General features: G+C 67.5%; 13 protein-coding genes and 1 other RNA gene. 11 read left to right on the forward strand and 3 right to left on the reverse strand.

Annotated elements, in window-relative coordinates:
- Positions 1–340: 340 nt before the first annotated feature.
- Positions 341–781, forward strand: a complete 441-nt coding sequence (locus ACFQ4G_RS08830) for a VOC family protein (protein ID WP_238207575.1) — start codon at positions 341–343, stop codon at positions 779–781.
- 58 nt (positions 782–839) lie between these two features.
- Here the strand turns inward: ACFQ4G_RS08830 and ACFQ4G_RS08835 are convergent, their stop codons facing one another.
- On the reverse strand, positions 840–1,016 hold the full coding sequence (locus ACFQ4G_RS08835) for a hypothetical protein (RefSeq protein ID WP_238207576.1): 177 nt from the start codon (positions 1,014–1,016) through the stop codon (positions 840–842).
- A gap of 168 nt (positions 1,017–1,184) precedes the next feature.
- On the opposite strand from ACFQ4G_RS08835, the gene rnpB reads away from it, so the two are divergent.
- The 10 genes from rnpB (at position 1,185) to ACFQ4G_RS08885 (ending at position 16,435) form a co-directional block, all read left to right on the forward strand.
- An RNA gene (rnpB, locus tag ACFQ4G_RS08840) (RNase P RNA component class A) lies at positions 1,185–1,580 on the forward strand.
- Between the two features lie 414 nt (positions 1,581–1,994).
- On the forward strand, positions 1,995–3,062 hold the full coding sequence (gene rsmH, locus ACFQ4G_RS08845; RefSeq protein ID WP_238207577.1) for a 16S rRNA (cytosine(1402)-N(4))-methyltransferase RsmH: 1,068 nt from the start codon (positions 1,995–1,997) through the stop codon (positions 3,060–3,062).
- Positions 3,059–3,553 carry a cell division protein FtsL gene (gene ftsL / locus ACFQ4G_RS08850; protein ID WP_238207578.1) on the forward strand — a complete coding sequence of 165 codons (495 nt, stop codon included), beginning with the start codon at positions 3,059–3,061 and terminating at the stop codon, positions 3,551–3,553. The genes rsmH and ftsL overlap by 4 nt, the downstream gene beginning before the upstream one ends.
- A gap of 4 nt (positions 3,554–3,557) precedes the next feature.
- Positions 3,558–5,408, forward strand: coding sequence for a peptidoglycan D,D-transpeptidase FtsI family protein (locus ACFQ4G_RS08855; protein ID WP_238207579.1), 1,851 nt, complete (start codon positions 3,558–3,560; stop codon positions 5,406–5,408).
- Positions 5,405–6,880 (forward strand): UDP-N-acetylmuramoyl-L-alanyl-D-glutamate--2,6-diaminopimelate ligase, encoded by a 1,476-nt coding sequence (locus ACFQ4G_RS08860; RefSeq protein WP_238207580.1) that lies wholly within the window; start codon positions 5,405–5,407, stop codon positions 6,878–6,880. The genes ACFQ4G_RS08855 and ACFQ4G_RS08860 overlap by 4 nt, the downstream gene beginning before the upstream one ends.
- Positions 6,881–6,929: 49 nt before the next feature.
- Entirely contained in the window at positions 6,930–8,390 is a 1,461-nt protein-coding gene (locus tag ACFQ4G_RS08865) for a UDP-N-acetylmuramoylalanyl-D-glutamyl-2,6-diaminopimelate--D-alanyl-D-alanine ligase (protein WP_238207581.1), read from the forward strand.
- A gap of 128 nt (positions 8,391–8,518) precedes the next feature.
- Positions 8,519–9,601, forward strand: coding sequence for a phospho-N-acetylmuramoyl-pentapeptide-transferase (gene mraY / locus ACFQ4G_RS08870; RefSeq protein WP_238207583.1), 1,083 nt, complete (start codon positions 8,519–8,521; stop codon positions 9,599–9,601).
- Between the two features lie 207 nt (positions 9,602–9,808).
- Positions 9,809–11,164, forward strand: a complete 1,356-nt coding sequence (murD, locus tag ACFQ4G_RS08875) for a UDP-N-acetylmuramoyl-L-alanine--D-glutamate ligase (protein WP_238207584.1) — start codon at positions 9,809–9,811, stop codon at positions 11,162–11,164.
- Between the two features lie 106 nt (positions 11,165–11,270).
- Positions 11,271–12,533 (forward strand): O-antigen ligase family protein, encoded by a 1,263-nt coding sequence (locus tag ACFQ4G_RS08880; protein ID WP_238207585.1) that lies wholly within the window; start codon positions 11,271–11,273, stop codon positions 12,531–12,533.
- A 230-nt stretch (positions 12,534–12,763) separates the two neighbouring features.
- Positions 12,764–16,435, forward strand: a complete 3,672-nt coding sequence (locus tag ACFQ4G_RS08885) for a PAS domain S-box protein (RefSeq protein WP_238207586.1) — start codon at positions 12,764–12,766, stop codon at positions 16,433–16,435.
- A 14-nt stretch (positions 16,436–16,449) separates the two neighbouring features.
- On the opposite strand, the gene ACFQ4G_RS08890 is transcribed toward ACFQ4G_RS08885, so the two are convergent.
- Together ACFQ4G_RS08890 and ACFQ4G_RS08895 are read right to left on the reverse strand one after the other, a co-directional pair.
- Complete coding sequence (locus ACFQ4G_RS08890; protein WP_238207587.1) at positions 16,450–16,755, reverse strand: hypothetical protein; 306 nt, start codon at positions 16,753–16,755, stop codon at positions 16,450–16,452.
- A gap of 63 nt (positions 16,756–16,818) precedes the next feature.
- Positions 16,819–18,150, reverse strand: a complete 1,332-nt coding sequence (locus ACFQ4G_RS08895) for an NAD(P)/FAD-dependent oxidoreductase (protein WP_238207588.1) — start codon at positions 18,148–18,150, stop codon at positions 16,819–16,821.
- Positions 18,151–18,196: the final 46 nt, after the last annotated feature.

Consider the following 18,196-nt stretch of genomic DNA (forward strand, 5'->3'; position numbering starts at 1 on the left):
CTCCCGATGACGGCGCCTGTGAACACGCTCGCCCATGTCGCGAGCCGCACGATCAGATGGTCAGAGAACATCGCTCTGGATGCCCGTCGCCGGGAACAGCGCGAAACGACACCGTGGAAAGTATCGCGCGCGGTGCGGATATGATCGGCCGCACATTCCGCCGGAACCGAGACATCGTCCATGGTCGCGCGACGAAGCCCGATTCACGATTTCGGACCCGTGCCGGCCCGCCGTTTCGATGTGTCGAATCCGGGTCGCGCGATCGATCGCCACCGGCATGCGTTGACGCCCGTTCAACGCGGCCCAGATTAAGGCGGCACAAGCGGAGACAGTCAGATCCATGGAATACCTGCACACGATGGTCCGCGTGGCGGATCTCGACAAGGCGCTCGCCTTCTACGTGGACACGTTCGGCCTGCGCGAGACCCGCCGGGTCGAGAACGAAAAGGGCCGCTTCACCCTGGTCTTCCTCGCCGCCCCCGGTGATTACGACACCGCCAAGGAGACGAAGGCGCCCCAGGTCGAGCTGACCTACAACTGGGACCCGGAAAGCTATTCCGGCGGGCGCAACTTCGGCCATCTCGCCTATCAGGTGGACGACATCTATGCCTTCTGCGCACGCCTGAAGGACAAGGGCGTGACCATCAACCGTCCGCCGCGCGACGGCTACATGGCCTTCGTGAAGTCGCCCGACGGCATCTCCATCGAGATCCTGCAGAAGGGCGAAGCCAAGCCTCCGCAGGAGCCCTGGGCTTCGATGGAAAATACCGGCTCCTGGTGAGCCTCGGTCGAAGCGGGGCGCGGCAGCGCGCGCCCCGCCTTTGTCGGACGTGCCCTGCTCAGGCGCCACCCGTCTCGCTCGCCGGCGTGATTCCGAGTTCGGCGAGCTTGGCGGAGACGGCCTCGATCGGCCGTTTGAGCTTCAGGCTGATGATGGAGACCGGCATGCGATCGCGTGCCAGCGTCCGGAGTTCCTGAACGGATTCGAGCGTCCAGGCCGCATCGGTCGTCGCCATGGTCATCTCCTCACGTCGACGGGGCCTGCCGGCGGGCTTGCGCCGTACAGGGGAGCTAGGGCCGCTCCGGCGGGCGAGCAAGCCGGCGAACAAAATCCCGGCATGGTGCGAAGATGGGCATCGCGCTGCTTGACCTCGGACGGAATGGCGGCGCACATCCGCGCCGGATCAGTCGGCCGGGCGGCCGCTCCGGTGCGAACCGGGGAGGAAAGTCCGGGCTCCATGGAGAGACGGTGCCGGATAACGTCCGGCGGGGGCGACCCCAGGGACAGTGCCACAGAGAGCAGACCGCCCTGCTTCACGCAGGGTAAGGGTGAAAGGGTGCGGTAAGAGCGCACCGCGGACGCGGCAACGCGGACGGCACGGCAAACCCCACCGGGAGCAAAACCGAATAGGGGCGACACGCGCCTTCCCGGAAGGGGAGGGGCAGGCCCTCTCTCCAGGCTCGTCGCCCGGGTTGGTTGCTCGAGGCGTTCGGTAACGATCGTCCCAGAGGAATGGCCGCCACGTCCGGAAGCTCGCTTCCGGGCCCTACAGAACCCGGCTTAAAGGCCGGCTGATCCGCATCCTGTCCGCTGCCGGGAAAGCCTGCGGCAGGCGACCTTCGAGCACCGAAGACGCTTAAAAAAACCGATGAAACTTACCGTCGGTTAACCTTGCTGAGGTCTGATCGGTCCCGGCGGCTCCCAAGCGGGTCTGCGCGTTGACGGTGCTCAGAGGCTCATGTTACCCGGAATCACTTCGTCAGCGGCGATTTTGGGAATGGCGGACGCGCAGTGCGATCGCCGGAGGCCGAGAGCGGGCCGCGTCCGCGACGTCTCTTTTTCCCCCGCCGCTTCGTCTCTCACGGCCGCCTTCGCGCGGTCGACGCCCGCCGCAGGGACGCATGCGCCACATCCATTTTCCCGTCGCCGATCGGCGTCCCCGATTCGTTCCGCTTCGCCTCCCGGCGTTCGTGATCGTCGATCGGATCGCGGCATGACGAACCCCGGTGACGACGTCGCCTGCGCCCCTGTCGAGGCAGCGCTCCACATCCCCGTGCTGCTCGCGGAAACGATGGAGGCGCTGTCGCTGAACGGTGCGTCGCTCGCCGTCGACGGCACTTTCGGTGCGGGCGGCTACACACGTGCCATGCTGCAGGCCGATCCGGGCGTGAACGTCCTGGCGATCGACCGCGATCCGAACGCCATCGCGAGCGGCGCGGGCCTCGTTGCTGCGTCCGATGGGCGCCTGACCCTGGTGCCGGGTCGCTTCGGCAACCTCGATACGCTCGTCCGCGACCAGGGCGCCGAATCGGCCGATGCCGTCGTCCTCGATATCGGCGTCTCCTCGATGCAGATCGACCAGGCCGACCGCGGCTTCTCGTTCCGCAACGACGGCCCCCTCGACATGCGCATGGAGCGCGCCGGCCAGAGTGCGGCCGATCTCGTCAACGGCGCCGAAGAGGCGACGCTGGCCGACATCATCTTCCATTACGGCGAGGAGCGCCGCTCGCGGGCGGTGGCGCGCGCCATCATCGAGGCCCGGCGCAAGGGTCGGATCGAGACCACGGCGGCGCTCGCCGAGATCGTGTCGAGCGTGGTCTGGGCCGACCCCGCCAGCGGCATCCATCCGGCGACGCGGACCTTCCAGGGCCTGCGCATCGCCGTGAACGACGAGCTCGGCGAACTCGTCCAGGCGCTGCACGCCGCAGAGCGCATCCTGCGGCCGGGCGGGCGCCTCGCGGTGGTCACCTTCCATTCGCTGGAAGACCGCATCGTCAAGCAGTTCTTCTCCGCGCGAAGCGGCCGGGCGGCCCAGGCCTCCCGTCACCTGCCGAGCGCCGAGGCACCGACGCCGCGCAGCTTCGCCATGGTGACCAAGGGGCCGGTGACCGCCTCCGATTCCGAAGTCCACGCCAATCCGCGCTCGCGCTCGGCCAAGCTCAGGGCCGCCGAGCGCACCACGGCGCCCGTCGCGCCGCCCCTCGCCGCCATCGAAGCGCTCGCCGCACTTCCGGCCCAGCGCGGTCATCTCGTCTCGAAGAGCGGTGGAGTGCGGCGGTGATCCGTTTGCTGAACGTCGTCGCCATCCTCGGCCTGATCGGATCGGCGATCTACGCCTACTCGATCAAGTACGACACGCTGTATCAGGCCGGCCAGGTCTCGAAGGCCAAGAGCCAGCTCCACAAGGAGCGGCAGGCCATCGCAGTCCTGCGGGCCGAGTGGCAGCTCCTGACCCGGCCCGACCGCCTGCAGGCGGCGGTGGAGCGGCATCTCGCCCTCGAACCCATCGGCGTGAATCATCTCGGCCGCCTCGCCGACCTGCCGGCCAGGCCCGACCGCGGCGACGAGATCGGCCGCCTCCTGGCCGCCACCGCGACGCCCAAGGAAAAGTCGTCGGCGAAGACCGCCGACGAGCCCAAGACGACCGGTTCGATCACCACACGCACGACGACGACCAAGCCGACGGTGACGACCAAGACCACCACGACCGCGCCGACCATCAAGACGACCACCGTTCAAACCACCAGAACGCCGAATACGGTTTCGAGGTAGTCCCGTGTCAGACGAGACCGTTCACGATCACACCCCCCTCGATACGCAGGATTCGGGTGCGTCCGAAGTGCAGGACGCAGCCCCGGAGGAAGCGGCTCCCGAGGCTGTCGCCGCGCCTCCGCGTGAGCGGCGCACGGCGATGGGCCTGGTGCGGGCGATGTTCCACCTCGCCATCGAGCGCTCCTATGCCCGCGTCGGTCTCGTCGGCCTCGGCTTCGCGCTGGTCTTTCTGACCATCGCCGGACGCCTCGTGGCGATGGCGGCCTTCCCCCAGGTCGACAACGGCGACAACCGCGTCGCCGCTGCCGCGACCACCGCGATCCGGCCCGACATCGTCGACCGCAACGGCGAGATCCTCGCCACCGACATCCGCACGGTCTCGGTCTTCGCCGAGCCGAAGAACATCTACGACAAGGACGAGGCGGTGGAGCTCCTCACCGCCGTCCTGCCCGAGCTCAACGCCACGGACCTTCGCGCCAAGCTCTCGACGAAGAAGGGCTTCGTCTGGGTCAAGCGCGAGATCACCCCGAAGCAGCAGGTCGAGGTGCATCGGCTCGGCATTCCCGGCATCGGATTCCTGCCGGACCACAAGCGCGTCTATCCCAACGGAACCGCGGCGGCCCATATCCTCGGGGTGACCAACCTCGACAATATCGGCATCGCCGGTATCGAGAAGTACATCGACAATACTGGCCTGAAGGACCTCAACAGCCTCGGCTTCGTCGCCAAGGCCACCGATCTGAGGCCGGTCCAGCTCTCCATCGACCTGCGGGCGCAGTTCGCGCTGCGCGACGAGCTCGCCTGGGGCGTCGATCACTTCAAGGCCAAGGCCGCGGCCGGCATGATCCTCGACGTGACCACCGGCGAGGTGATCGCGCTCGCCTCCCTGCCGGATTTCGACCCCAACAATCCGGCCGAGGCGAACAACCCCGACCGCATCAACCGCATGAATGTCGGCGTCTACGAGATGGGCTCGACCTTCAAGGCAATGACCCTCGCCATGGCGCTAGATTCCGGCAAGTACAACGTCAATTCCACCTTCGACACCCGCGGCGGCGTGCTGACCTGGGGCCGGCAGAAGATCCACGAATATCACGGCACCAACCGCACCATCACCATGCCGGAGGTGTTCACCCACTCCTCCAACATCGGTTCGGCCAAGATGGCCCTCGGCATCGGCGTGCCCGGCCACAAGGCCTTCCTGAAGAAGATGGGCCTCACCGACCGGATGCGGACGGAGCTTCCCGAGAGCGCCGAGCCCATCGTCCCCTCGCGCTGGACCGAGATCAACACCATTACCATCGCCTTCGGTCACGGCCTCGCGGTCGCGCCGCTCCAGGCCGCGGCGGCGGTGGGCGCCATCACCAATGGCGGCAACCTCATCGTGCCGACCTTCCTCAAGACGACGGAGGAGGAGGCGCTGAAGAAGGCGACCCGCGTCCTCAAGCCTGAGACGAGCGAGGCGATGCGCTTCATCATGCGCCTCAACGCGGTGGAAGGCTCGGCCAAGAAGGCCTCGATCCCGCTCTACTATGTCGGCGGAAAGACCGGCACGGCCGAGAAGGTGATCCACGGCCGCTACGTGAAGAACCGCCTGTTCACGACCTTCATGGCCGCCGCGCCCATGAACAACCCGAAATACCTGTTCGTCACCATCATGGACGAGCCGCAGGGCCTGCCGGAATCCGGCGGCTACGCCACCGCCGCCTGGAATTCCGGCGTCGTCACCGGCCGGGTGATCGAGCGCGTCGCCCCGATCATCGGCCTGCCGCCCCAATTCGACCCGCCGGTGAAGCCGTTCCCGCTGATGGTGAAGCTCGGCGCGTATCACGCGACGATGCTCGACGGACGATGAGCGTGTCCGGCTCGACGCTCGGAGAGCTTTTTCCGGAAGCCGATCTCGGAACGGCGTCCGGTAGAACAATCGCGGGCATCACCGCCGACAGCCGCCGGGTCGTTCCCGGCGGCGTCTTCGTCGCGGTGCCCGGCACCCGGGTGGACGGCAAGGTCTTCGCCGCGAAGGCTATCTCGGATGGTGCCGTCGCCATCGTCGGCGCGGGACATCGTCCCGAAGACCTCCCGGCCGAAGCACTCTGGATCGCGACCGACGACGTGCGCCGTGCCTTGGCGCTGGCCGCCGCGCGTTTCTCCGGCCGCCAGCCTGCGACGGTGATCGCGGTGACCGGTACCAGCGGCAAGAGTTCGGTGGCCGATTTCGTCCGCCAGATCCTGTCGCGGCTCGGCCTCGCCTCGGCGAGCCTCGGCACCGTCGGCATCGTCACCGACCGCGGCGCCGAATACGGCTCCCTGACGACACCCGATCCGGTCTCGCTGCACGAGACCCTGGCCCGGCTCGCCGATGACGGTATCACCCATCTCGCCATGGAAGCCTCGTCTCACGGCATCGAGCAGCGCCGTCTCGACGGCGTGAGGCTCACTGTGGCCGGCTTCACCAATCTCGGCCGCGATCACCTCGATTATCACGCGACCATTGAGGAGTATCTCGAGGCCAAGCTGCGCCTGTTCACGACGCTTCTTCCGGAAGGGCGTCCTGCCATCGTAAATGCCGACGGACCGTATGCCGGGCGGGTGATCGAGGCCGCGCGCGAGGCCGGCCATATCGTCATGACGACCGGAGCCAAGGGCGACATGGTCCGGCTCGTCGATGCCCGCACCGAAGGCTTTTCGCAGTCCCTGACGATCCATGCCGGAGAAGGTGGTGCCACCCACCGCGTGAACGTCCCTCTCGTGGGCGCCTTCCAGGTCGAGAACGCGTTGCTCGCCGCCGGCCTCGTCGGTGCCGCCATCGGTCTTCATCGTATGGCGGAGATTCTCGCCGCCCTCGAACATCTCACCGGCGTGCCCGGCCGCATGGAGCGGATCGGCGAGGTCAACGGCGCCCTGTGCCTCGTGGACTACGCCCACAAGCCGGAGGCGCTGGCGAGCGTGCTCGACGCGCTGCGCCCCTTCGCGACGGGCCGCCTCGTCTGCGTGTTCGGCTGCGGCGGCGACCGCGACACCGGCAAGCGCCCGCTCATGGGCGCCATCGCCGCCGACAAGGCGGACGTGGTCATCGTCACCGACGACAACCCGCGCAGCGAGGACCCGGCGACGATCCGCGCCGCCATCCTCGCCGCCGCCCCCGGTGCCATCGAGATCGGCGACCGGGCCGAGGCGATCCGCCATGCCGTGCGCGGGCTCGCGCCCGGCGACGTGCTGGTGGTGGCCGGCAAGGGTCATGAAACCGGCCAGATCGTGGGCGCACAGGTACTCCCGTTCTCGGATCACGAGGTGGTCCGGTCTGCGATCGCGGAGGTGGGCGCGTGAGATCGACCGAGAGAGAAGCGCGCCTCCGCTCCCTGCATGAGTTCGACCGATGATCCCCCTCTGGACCCGAGAGGCCCTCGAAGCCGCCACCGGCGGCTCCCTGCAGGGCAACCCGAAGCCGATCACCGGCGCCTCCATCGACACGCGCACGCTCCAGCCCGGCGACCTGTTCTTCGCCATTCGGGGCGATGCGCGGGACGGCCATGATTTCGTCCGCGATGCGTTGGCCAGAGGTGCCGGCGCGGCCGTGGTCGCGACCGACCGGGCGGAGGAATTCGCCGGGGCAGGGGGGTTGCTCGCCGTATCGGGCGGCACCGACGACCCGGTCCTCGACGCGATGCGGGCGCTCGGTACAGCCTCCCGCCGGCGGACGAAGGCCGGCATCGTCGCGGTGACCGGCTCGGTCGGCAAGACCGGCACCAAGGAGGCCCTGCGTCACGTCCTGTCGGCACAGGGCGAGACCCACGCCTCCATCGCCTCCTACAACAACCATTGGGGCGTGCCGCTCACCCTGGCGCGGATGCCCGCGACGAGCCGCTACGGCGTGTTCGAGATCGGCATGAACCACCCCCGCGAGATCGTGCCGCTGACCGCAATGGTCCGTCCCGACATCGCGCTCATAACCACGGTGGAGCCGGTCCATATCGAGCATTTCGCCTCGCTGTCGGCCATCGCGGACGCCAAGGGCGAAATCTTTTCGGGGTTGAGCGCCGGCGGAACGGCGATCATCAACCGTGACAATTCGAGCTATGCACGCCTGCTCGCCCATGCCCAGGCCTCGAAGGCCGGCCGGGTCGTCACATTCGGCGAGCATCCGGAGGCCGATGTCAGGGCGCTGCGCATCGTCATGCGGCCCGATCTCTCGGTGGTGGATGCGGTGGTGATGGGCATCCCCGTCACCTACCAGCTCGGTACGCCGGGCCGGCACACGGCGATGAATTCGCTCGGCGTGATGGCGGTGGTCCACGCGCTCGGCGCCGACCTTGCCCGCGCCGCCCTGTCGCTCGCCGCGCTGAAGCCGCCGGTGGGACGCGGAGAGCGCACGGCGCTGAAGCTCACGGATGGAGAGGCCTTCCTGGTCGACGAGAGCTACAACGCCAATCCGGCCTCCGTGCGCGCGGCCCTGGCGACCCTGTCCGGTATCGAGACCGGAAGCCGCGGGCGCCGCATCGCCGTCCTCGGCGACATGCTCGAACTCGGAGCGGCGGCGGAAGAGCACCATCGCGCCCTCGCTTCCGCGGTGGAGGACGCCAGGGTCGATCTCGTCTTCACGGCGGGTCCGATGATGCGCCATCTGTTCGAGGCGCTGCCGATGAGTCGGCGCGGCGTCTCGGCGGGCATCTCGACGGATCTCGTCGATCCGCTGCTCGGCGCCCTGCGGCCCGGCGACGCCATCATGGTCAAGGGCTCGAACAGCATCCGCATGGGTCGGATTGTCGAAGCCCTCAAAGCCCGCTACGCGGGCGCCGTGGACCGCGCCGAGTCGGCGCAGGCCGCGATCCGCCAATAGACCTCCGTGTCAGTCCCGGTCCAGGCCGGGATCGCCCGCAAGCCGGGCGGCGCGGCGGGGATGGAAAGGCGCGCGGCCTCCTCCAGCCCCGATGATCCATCGTCAGACAAACCGCGACCGGGTGCTGGATGCTGTATCTCCTGTCGGACCTGAGTGGCACGCTCTCGCCCCTCAACGTCTTTCGCTACATCACCTTCCGCACCGGCGGCGCGCTGTTCACGGCGGGCCTGTTCGTGTTCTGGTTCGGGCCGCTGATCATCTCGCTGCTGCGCCTGCGTCAAGGCAAGGGCCAGCCGATCCGCGATGACGGCCCGCAGACCCACCTGACCAAGCGCGGAACGCCGACCATGGGCGGGCTGATGATCCTGGCCGGCGCCATCGTGGCGATCCTGCTCTGGGCGAATCCCCGCAACCACTATGTCTGGATCACCCTGATGGTGACCCTGGGCTTCGGCGCCATCGGGTTCTACGACGATTACCTCAAGGTGACGAAGCAGTCGCACAAGGGTTTCTCGGGCAAGTTCCGCCTCGGCCTCGAGGCGCTGATCGCGATCACGGCCTGCTACGCGATCTCGTATTTCTCGCCTTCTTCCCTGCAGAACCAGCTCGCCTTCCCGGTGTTCAAGGACGCGCTCCTGAATCTCGGGTGGTTCTACGTGCTGTTCGCCGGTTTCGTCATCGTCGGCGCCGGCAATGCCGTGAACATCACAGACGGGCTCGACGGCCTCGCCATCGTGCCGGTGATGATCGCCTGCGGCACCTTCGGCGTCATCGCCTACCTCGTCGGCAACGTCTTCACCGCCGGCTACCTCCAGGTGAACTACGTCCGCGACACCGGCGAACTCGCCGTCGTTTGCGGCGCGGTGATCGGGGCGGGCCTCGGCTTCCTGTGGTTCAACGCGCCCCCGGCCCAGATCTTCATGGGCGATACCGGCTCCCTGGCGCTCGGCGGACTGCTCGGCACCGTGGCGGTCGCCACCAAGCACGAGATCGTCCTCGCCATCGTCGGCGGCCTGTTCGTCCTGGAGATCATGTCGGTGATCATCCAGGTCGCCTCGTTCAAGCTCACGGGCAAGCGCGTCTTCCGCATGGCGCCGATCCATCACCATTTCGAGCAGAAGGGCTGGAAGGAGCCGCAGGTCGTGATCCGGTTCTGGATCATCGCCGTGATCCTGGCGCTCGCCGGCCTCGCCACCTTGAAGCTGCGCTGAGCGTGGTATGAGGACGTGCCGCGCCGTTCGTCCTTCCGACCGACCCACCTCATCCCGAGGCGCCGCAGCGTAGCGGAGGCCTCGAAGCAGCCTGCCAGTCTTCGCTGCGATGGCTGAATTCCTCCTTCGAGGCCCGCTGAAGCGGGCGCCTCGGGATGAGGTGGAGGGAAGGATGGACGATCAGCGCCCGATGAGCTCGAGATTCGCATGACCCCTGCCACCACCTTTGCCGGCCGCAAGGTCGCCCTGTTCGGCCTCGGCGGCTCCGGCCTCGCCACTTCGCTCTCGCTCCAGGCAGGCGGCGCCCAGGTGATCGCCTGCGACGACAACCCCGCCAGCATGGCGCGGGCGCAGGAAAGGGGCATCGCCACCGCGGACCTGCGCGGCGCCGACTGGTCCGGCTTCTCCGCTCTGATCCTGGCACCCGGCGTGCCGCTCACTCATCCTGCGCCGCACTGGACCGTAGACCTCGCCAAGGCGGCGGGAATCGAGATCATCGGCGACGTCGAGCTGTTCTGCCGCGAGCGGGCGAAGACCGCCCCCGAGGCCCCTTTCGTCGCCATCACCGGCACCAACGGCAAGTCCACCACCACGGCGCTGATCGCCCATATCCTCGCGCAGGCTGGCCGCGACGTGCAGATGGGCGGCAATATCGGTACCGCGATCCTGTCGCTGGAGCCGCCATCAGCGGACCGCGTCCACGTGATCGAGCTGTCGTCGTTCCAGATCGACCTGACGCCGTCGCTGGCGCCGAGCATCGGCGTGCTCCTCAACATCACGCCGGACCATCTCGACCGGCACGGCACGATGGAGAACTACGCGGCGATCAAGGAGCGGCTGATCCAGGGTTCGGCTCTCGCCGTGATCGGGGTCGATGACGAGCCGAGCCGTACCATCGCCGCCCGGCATATGGGTCCCCTCGTGCGCGTCGGTGTCGCCACGCAGGATGCGGACGGGCTCACCGTCCGCGATGCGACCGTCAGGGGACGGTCCGGGGAGGCCATCGCCGATGTTTTCGGTATCGGCTCGCTGCGAGGCGCGCATAACTGGCAGAACGCCGCCATCGCCATCGCCGTGGCTCAAGCCCTCGACGTCACCGAAGCGCAGAGCGATGCCGGACTGAGGACGTTCCCCGGCCTGCCGCACCGGATGGAAGAAGTCGGTCGGCGCGGCCGCGTCCTGTTCGTCAACGATTCCAAGGCGACCAACGCCGATTCCACCGAGAAGGCGCTCACCGCCTTCCACGACGTCCACTGGATCCTCGGCGGCAAGCCGAAGGAGGGCGGGATCGAGATGCTGGAGCCGCTCTTCGGCCGGGTCGCCCATGCCTACCTGATCGGCGCGGCGAGCGACGCCTTCGCGCAGACCCTCGCAGGCAAGGTCGCCCATACCCGCTGCGGCACCCTCGACGTCGCGACGCACGAGGCCGCGAAGGCCGCGGCTCTGTCGGATGCGCCGGAGCCCGTGGTGCTGCTCTCCCCGGCCTGCGCCTCCTACGATCAGTTCAAGAGCTTCGAGGATCGCGGCGACCAGTTCCGGGCACTCGTGCGCGGCCTGACCTGAGACAAATCCGCGTTTAGGACTTCGCGAAATCTCAATCAATACCGCGCTTTGTTGATGGCTGAGGCGGTCCGTCGATCGCCTTCCTCCGGGGATTGGCGCAGAGCGCATGAATTCCATCACCGAAGGTCCTGGATCGCGTTGGCGCGCTGGGGCCTGGTCGAACGTTCAAGCCATTGGTGTGCTTCGCGGTTTCGCGAGCCTGCTGCATGCGGCATTCATCTTCTTTGCCTGTTTCGCCTTCAGCGCCGCATCGCCCTACGACATCATCGCGATCCCGACGATCCTGCTCTGGCTCTGCCTCGGCATCCGGCTTTATCGAGGCGCCCTCCCTCTGGCAGTTCTGCTCGTCTTCTATATCGGCACCATCGTCGTCGCTCTCATGCCGTATCTCGGCGAGCCGGACCCGGTGGCCTGGACGATTCAGCTCGCCTATCTCGCCATCACCGCGATCTTCTTCTCGATGCTCTATGCCGACCATTCGCGGGAGCGGGTCGAGCTTGCCCTCAAGGCCTATCTCGCGAGCTGCCTCTTCAGCGCCTCCCTCGGGATCGTCGGCTATGCCGGGCTGACCGGCTCGGACGAACTGTTCGCACGGTGGGGCCGTGCGGCGGGAAGCTTTCAGGACCCCAATGTCTTCGGATCGTTCCTGACCCTCGGCGTCCTGTATCTCCTGCACGGTCTCCTCCTCGGAACGTCGCGCCGGCCTTTGTTCGCCTTCCTCGCTTTGCTGTTCCTGCTCGTCGGAATTCTGCTGTCGTTCTCACGCGGTTCGTGGGGCGGCTCGATGATGGCCATCGTCGTCATGGTGTCGGCGATCTACAGGACGAGCACGTCTCGGACCTTGCGCCGCCGCATCGTGTCCTTAAGCCTCCTGGCAGGGCTCGGAGGCGCCGTCGCCATCGGCGGCGTGCTCTCCATCGGAACCATCGGCGAGACCTTCTCCCAGCGAGCCTCGGTGACTCAGGACTACGACGAGGGCGAGACCGGACGCTTCGGGAACCAGCTTCGCGGCCTCGGGCAGCTGATCGAGGAGCCCATGGGGATGGGGCCTTTGCGCTGGCGGCGGACCTTCGGTTTGGAGCCGCACAATTCCTACATCGGCAGTTTCGCCAATGGCGGCTGGATCGGTGGCATCACCTTCATCTGCCTCGTTCTAGCGACGGCCTTCGTCGGCTTCCGGCTGATGTTCCATGCCTCGCCATTCCAGCGTCATGCCCAGATCGTCTTTCCCGCATTGCTGATGTTCTTCTTCCAGGCGGTTCAGATCGACATCGAGAAGTGGCGGCACGTCTACATGATGCTCGGCATGGTCTGGGGGCTGGAGGCGGCGCGCATCCGCTGGATGGCACACCGGTTGCAGACCGATTGAAGGCGGATCGTTTTGAAGGCGGATCGTTGAGGGCAGGTTGATCGAGGGCGGGTTTGGCACGTTCGCAGTGTTCGGGAAGCCTCACCTGCCGAGGGATCATGCCCGGAGGGTCGGCCCGAGGTTGAACGAACCGGCAAAAGCCGGTCCGATAAAGCGGATGTTATCCTGCCGGTCGATACCGATACCGCGTAAGGCTGCCACCGCCCTTCAACGAGGCCCGATCCTTGACCATGCCGTCCCTTGAGGCCGAGCGCGTCGCCGCGCTTCACGATCTCGGCATTCTCGATACGCCGCCCGAAGAGCATTTCGAGGCGGTGTCGCGCACGGCCAAGCGTCTCTTCGGCGTGGAGAAGGCCTATGTCGCCTTTATCGATTCGGAGCGGCAGTGGATCAAGTCGGAATGCGACCTCGCCGGAAAGGAGATGCCCCGCCAGCAATCCTTCTGTCACCACACCATCGCCGGCGGCGACATCCTCGTGGTTCCGGACGCGCGTCTCGATCCTCGCTTTGCCGCAAATCCCCTGGTCACCGCTGCGGACCCGGTCGTGTTCTATGCCGGTGCCCCGCTCTGCCTCGAATCGGGTCACCGCGTCGGCTCGTTCTGCCTGATTTCCGCGAAGCCGCGCTCCTTCAGCGCGGAGGACGCCGCCGCCCTGAAGGACCTCGCCGCCACGGTCACCGCCCATCTGCGTCTCGCCGATGCCCATGTCCGACTGGTTCGCGAGGCCGAGGAGCGGGCGATTCACGAGGCGATGATCGCTAACCAGCGGGACGTCCTGCAGCAGCGCCAGGCCGCCCTGGCGAGCGCGCATCATCTGCTCGCCATGGCCGAGGAAGTCGCCGGGGTCGGTCATTGGCGCGTCGGGCTCGCCGATGGTCAGACCGTCTGGTCGGCCGGGATCTACATGATCGCGGGGCTCGACCCGGCGGGCCCCTCGCCGACCCTCGACGGAGCGATCGCCCTGTATCACCCCGACGATCGCGACGCCGTCCGCCGCAGCATCGCGGACGCGCTGACGCGCAAGGGTGATTTCGCCTTCGAGGCGAGGATGATGCGCTCCGACGGGCAGGCCCGCATCATCGTCGTCCGCGGCATCTGCGAACTCGATGCCGAGGGCGAAGCGGTCACTCTGTTCGGTACGGTCGTGGACATGACGGATGCCCGCCAGTCCGATGCCGCCCTGCTGGAACGGACCAGCCAGTTCCGTCGTCTGGTCGACGCGGTCAGCGATTGCGCCTTCGTCACCCTCGACCGGACCGGTCACGTCTCCAACTGGAACAGCGGAGCCGAGCGCATCACGGGCTACAGCGCGAGCGAGGCCATCGGCCGCCATGTCTCGCGGTTCTATACGCGCGCCGGCCTCGATGCCCACGCTCCCCGCATCGCCCTCGCCACGGCGGCGTTCGAAGGGCGCCTGAAGTTCGAGTGCTGGCGGGTTCGCCGCGACGGTTCCGAGTTCTTCGCGAGCGTCGCGATCGACGCCATTCGCGACGAGGCCGGAATCGTCATCGGCTATGCCGAGATCACCCGCGACATCACCGAGCGCCGTGCGGCGGAGCTCGAACTGAAGCGGAGCGAAGACCGCTACCGGACCCTGTCGGAAGCCTTGCCCGTCCTGGTCTGGACGACCCGTCCTCCGGGAGGCATCGCGACCTACGTGAACCCGGCCTTCACCGCCTTCTATGGCGATATCGGTCCCGAGCGCGTCGAGCGCACGATGCGCAACCATCCCGAGGACGCCCAGCGCATGGAATTCGCTTGGCGAGATGCCCATAACAACGGTCGTACCTTTACGGTCGAGGGACGTCTGCGCCGCCACGACGGCGTCTATCGCTGGCACAAGATCGTGATGATCCCGATCCCGGCCCATGACGACCGGGCGGCGGATGCCGGAGAATGGCTCGGCACCGCCCTCGACATCGATGACATCATCACCGCCCGTCAGCGGCTGGAAGAGACCACGGACCTGCTGCGCATTGCGCAGAAGGCCGCCGATGCGGGCACCTGGGACCTCGACCTCTGGACGGACGTCATCACGCTCGGTCCGAAGGCGGTCGGCCTGTTCGGCCTCACCGGCGAGAGCGCGCGTGCCATGCCGGTGCAGGATTGGGCCCGCGTCGTTCATCGCGACGATATCGAGGCCGTCCGGGGAGAGGCGCTGCGCGCGATCCAGAGCCGAACCAACTACGCCGCCGAATACCGCATCCTCGTGGATTCCGAGGAACGTTGGATATCCACCCGCGGACGCGTGCTCTACGACGCCGCCAGCGTCCCCTATCGCATGGTCGGCCTGCATTTCGACATTACCGAACGGAAGGCGGTGGAGGCCGCGCTGCGGGCGGCGACGGCCGAGGCCGAGCGTGCGAGCGCGGCCAAGAGCGATTTCCTCGCGGCCATGAGCCATGAGATCCGCACGCCGCTCAACAGCATCCTCGGCTATGCCGACCTGCTGCTGGAGGAGCCGAGCCGGACACCGGAGGACAGGCGCCGCCTCGAACTCATCCAGGGATCGGGCACCGCACTTCTCACCGTCGTCAACGACGTCCTCGACTTCTCGAAGATTGAGGCCGGCCAGTTCACCCTCGAACTCCTGTCCTTCCCCCTGCGCGACCTGATCGAGAACACCGTGGATATTGTTCGCGGCAGCGCCCTCAAGAGTCCGGTGACGATCCTGTCGCGGCTCGACCCCGCGCTGCCCGCTTTCGCGACGGGCGACGCAAATCGGCTCAGGCAGGTTCTACTCAACCTCCTCAACAACGCGGTCAAGTTCACTCCGGCCGGGTCGGTCAGCCTCAACGTCACCCTGTGCGGCGAGGACGCGGCCGGCTCCGTGCTGCGCTTCGAGGTGGTGGATACCGGGATCGGGATCTCGGCGGATCAGCAGGAGCGCCTGTTCCAGCGCTTCAGCCAGGTCGATTCCTCCATCAGCCGCCGTTTCGGCGGCACCGGCCTGGGCCTCGCGATCTGCCGGCGCCTCGTCTCGATGATGGGCGGGACGATCGGGGTCACGAGCAGCCCCGGCGAGGGATCGACCTTCTGGTTCATGCTCACGCTGCCGTGTGCCGAGACGAAGGCGGGTCATGTACGGGCCGAGCCCCGCCCATCGGCGGCAGCGTCCGTCATGGATGACGCCGGGCCGAGGCCGGCGCGGATCCTCGTCGCGGAAGACGTGCCGGTGAACCAGACGCTCGCCCGTGCGGTCCTCGAACTCGCCGGACACAGCGTCGATGTGGTCGGCGACGGCGCCGAAGCCGTCGCCGCGATCCGAGCCACCGCCGGTGGTCCGCATGCCTACGATCTGGTCCTGATGGATGTGCAGATGCCCGGCATGGACGGGATTGCCGCGACGCGCCTGATCCGGGCCCTGCCTGCCCCCGCCCGTACGATTCCGATCGTCGCGATGACCGCCAACGTCCTGCCCGAGCAACTGGCGCAACTGACCGCGGCGGGCATGGACGACCACGTCGGCAAGCCGTTCAAGCGCGACGCGCTCTATGCCACCATCGCTCGCTGGACCCCCCGTTCGATGGCCGCCGATACCCCGCTTCCAGCGGAGGATTCGACGATCCTCGATCACGCGGTCTTCGATTCGCTGCAGGACATGGTCGGGCAGGAGCGGGCGAGAGCGCTTCTGTCGATGCTCGCCGACGAACTCGTCGACCGGTTCGGGCAATCCTCGAAAACGGTCGACCTGACCGCGATGGACCGGTCGGAACTGGCCTATGGCGCTCATGTCATGGTGTCGGCCGCGGGGCTCCTCGGCTTCGTCGGCCTGTCGGATCTGTGTCGCGAGATCGAGGTGGCCTGCCGCAACGACGGCGATCTCGTGCCCCTGATCCGGCGTCTCACGCACGTCCGCGACGGCACGCTCGGAACGATCAGGACCCTGCAGGCCGCCTGACCGTTCCGGCCGCCCTAATCGTCTTCGGGCTCGGGCTCTGCCGTCCAGGCCGTTGCGAAGGCGGCGAGCTGCATCGCATCCTTGAAGGCCATCACCGAGACCTGTCGCTCCGCCGGCATCGCCCCCGGATAGGGTGCGATCAGCACGGTCTCCTCGGACAGGCGCGCACCGGGAGCCTTTTCGGCGATCCAGGCGTCCGCCTCGGCGCAGAGCCGTGCCGGATCGGAGGGATCGCGCGCGCGGGAATCGGACCGCAGCACGAGGACGTAGGGGCCGAGGGCGGGATTGCGCTGCTGCAGGCCCTTGATGATGTCGATCATGGTCGCTTCTCGTAACGGTTCTGCCGGGGGCGACGTACGGCCCCCGGCGACATCCGGCTCGCCTCAGTGAAGCTTGACCCGCGGCTCGGTCCGCCGGGTGAGCGCGCGGGCCATGGTGTCGAGGCCGGTCTTGATGGTGCCGTGCAGGGCCTGCTCGTGCATCTTGTAGAGCGAGCGATACATCATCCGCGCGAACAGCCCGGCGATGAACATGTTCTTCCCCTGGATGAACCCCATCAGGTTGCCGACCGCGGAGTACTCGCCGAGGGAGACCAGCGAGCCGAAATCGCGATACTTGAACGGCTTCAGGGGCTCGCCCGCCATCTTGATCGGGATCTGCTTGACGAGGTGGCTCGCCTGCTGGTGCGCCGCCTGGGCGCGCGGCGGGATCGGGGTATCCGAACCCTGCTCGACCAGATAGGCGCAATCGCCCATGGCGAAGATGTCGGGGTCGCGCGTGGTCTGAAGCGTCGGCGTCACCACGAGCTGGTTGTTGCGCGTCGTCTCGAGGCCGCCGATGTCCTGGAGGAACGGCGGCGCCTTCACCCCGGCCGCCCAGACCACGAGTTCGGAGGGGATGAACCCGCCATCGGCGAGCTGGACGCCGTCGGGACGCACTTCCGTGACCCGCGCCTCGACCCGGACGTCGACCCCGATCTTGTTCAGCAGGGCCATCACCTCGGCCGAGAGCCGCGCGGGAACGGCCGGCAGGATGCGGCTTGCCGCCTCGACGAGGGTGATCTTCAGGTCCTTGGCCGGGTCGATCCTGTCGAGGCCGGTGGAGGCCACGTCGCGGGTGGTGCGATGGAGCTCGGCAGCGAGTTCAGTGCCGGTGGCGCCGGCCCCGATCACCGTCACGTGGAGCTGGCCCGGTCGTACCGGTCCGACCTGGGTATGGGCGCGCAGCATGCCGTTGACGAGGCGCTGGTGGAACCGCACCGCCTGGTCCGGCGTGTCGAGGGCGATCGCATTCTCCTTCACGCCCGGCGTGCCGAAATCGTTGGTGGTCGACCCCACCGCCAGGACGAGCGTGTCGTAGGGAATGGAGCGCACGGGCGTGACCTCGCGGCCCTCGGCATCGTGGCTCGCGGCGAGCTGGATCGTCCGCGCGGTGCGGTCGAGCCCGGTCATCGAGCCGATGCGATAGCGGAAATGATGGTTGTGGGCGTGGTGGAGGTAATCCACCGCATGATGGCCCACGTCGAGGCTGCCGGCGGCCACCTCGTGCAGCAGCGGCTTCCAGATATGGGTGCGGGCCTTGTCCACGAGGGTGACGTGGGCCTTGCCCTTCTTGCCCAACTTGTCGCCGAGCTTGGTCGCGAGCTGGAGCCCCGCCGCGCCTCCACCGACGACCACGATGCGGTGAAGGTTGTCCACGCTTTCGCCCGGTACCATGCGTCCCTCGTCTTCAGCGTTGAGCGGCAGGCCGTCCGGCCTCTTG

The sequence above is a fragment of the Methylobacterium marchantiae genome, assembly GCF_042679825.1.
GTDB lineage: Bacteria > Pseudomonadota > Alphaproteobacteria > Rhizobiales > Beijerinckiaceae > Methylobacterium > Methylobacterium marchantiae.

Coding starts and splice junctions, on each gene's coding strand:
- ACFQ4G_RS08890 (WP_238207587.1), bottom strand. CDS start 16,755: ATGATCGACATCATCAAGGGCCTGCAGCAGCGCAATCCCGCCCTCGGC.
- ACFQ4G_RS08885 (WP_238207586.1), top strand. CDS start 12,764: ATGCCGTCCCTTGAGGCCGAGCGCGTCGCCGCGCTTCACGATCTCGGC.
- rsmH (WP_238207577.1), top strand. CDS start 1,995: ATGACGAACCCCGGTGACGACGTCGCCTGCGCCCCTGTCGAGGCAGCG.
- ACFQ4G_RS08895 (WP_238207588.1), bottom strand. CDS start 18,150: ATGGTACCGGGCGAAAGCGTGGACAACCTTCACCGCATCGTGGTCGTC.
- ACFQ4G_RS08880 (WP_238207585.1), top strand. CDS start 11,271: ATGAATTCCATCACCGAAGGTCCTGGATCGCGTTGGCGCGCTGGGGCC.
- ACFQ4G_RS08830 (WP_238207575.1), top strand. CDS start 341: ATGGAATACCTGCACACGATGGTCCGCGTGGCGGATCTCGACAAGGCG.
- murD (WP_238207584.1), top strand. CDS start 9,809: ATGACCCCTGCCACCACCTTTGCCGGCCGCAAGGTCGCCCTGTTCGGC.
- mraY (WP_238207583.1), top strand. CDS start 8,519: ATGCTGTATCTCCTGTCGGACCTGAGTGGCACGCTCTCGCCCCTCAAC.
- ACFQ4G_RS08860 (WP_238207580.1), top strand. CDS start 5,405: ATGAGCGTGTCCGGCTCGACGCTCGGAGAGCTTTTTCCGGAAGCCGAT.
- ACFQ4G_RS08835 (WP_238207576.1), bottom strand. CDS start 1,016: ATGGCGACGACCGATGCGGCCTGGACGCTCGAATCCGTTCAGGAACTC.
- ACFQ4G_RS08865 (WP_238207581.1), top strand. CDS start 6,930: ATGATCCCCCTCTGGACCCGAGAGGCCCTCGAAGCCGCCACCGGCGGC.